General features: G+C 40.1%; 1 protein-coding gene. It reads left to right on the top strand.

The genetic code is table 11. The annotated features are described in order from the left end of the window. Window positions 1-198 precede the first annotated feature (198 nt). Window positions 199-905 (top strand): aldehyde dehydrogenase family protein (locus WKI42_RS10480; RefSeq protein ID WP_368081889.1); only part of this gene is annotated, 707 nt, incomplete at its 3' end.

The following is a 905-nucleotide window of genomic DNA, read 5'->3' as shown; positions in this document are numbered from 1 at the left end:
AAAAAATATTTGAAATAAATTTCACAAACTTTAAAGAAAAAGCTTGCTAAGAAAAGAAAATGACAAACATTTCACAAGGTACTAAAAATTCTTTGTGAAATGTTTATGAAACTGTTTACAAAGTTGAAATAATGCGTTATAATAAACTTGTGAAAAAATTAACAAAGGATTGAATCCTTGAAAGCTATGGAGGAAAATATGGCTGATAAAAAAACTGTGACACCAGAGGAAAAGAAACTCGCTGCTGAAAAACACGTAGATGAGTTGGTGCAAAAAGCTTTAGTTGCTCTTGAAGAAATGCGTAAGTTGGACCAAGATCAGGTTGACTACATCGTAGCTAAAGCGTCAGTGGCAGCTTTGGATGCCCACGGAGAATTGGCTTTACATGCCTTTGAAGAAACAGGACGTGGTGTATTTGAGGACAAAGCAACTAAGAACTTGTTTGCTTGTGAACACGTAGTCAACAACATGCGCCACACTAAGACAGTTGGCGTTATCGAAGAAGACGATGTAACAGGTTTGACTCTTATCGCTGAACCAGTTGGTGTTGTTTGTGGTATCACTCCAACAACAAACCCAACATCAACAGCAATCTTCAAATCATTGATTTCATTGAAGACACGTAACCCAATCGTCTTTGCCTTCCATCCATCAGCACAAGAATCATCTGCTCATGCAGCTCGTATCGTTCGCGATGCAGCTATCGCAGCTGGTGCTCCTGAAAACTGTGTACAGTGGATCACTGAACCATCTATGGAAGCAACTAGTGCCCTTATGAACCACGAAGGTATTGCAACAATTCTCGCAACAGGTGGTAATGCTATGGTTAAAGCCGCATACTCATGTGGTAAACCAGCTCTTGGGGTAGGTGCCGGAAACGTTCCAGCTTATGTTGAAAAATCAGC

The organism is Streptococcus pseudopneumoniae, from assembly GCF_038148935.1.
Classification (GTDB): Bacteria; Bacillota; Bacilli; order Lactobacillales; family Streptococcaceae; genus Streptococcus; species Streptococcus pseudopneumoniae_U.
Note: the sequence above shows the minus strand (reverse complement) of the source record. Positions and strands in the feature narration are given on the sequence as shown.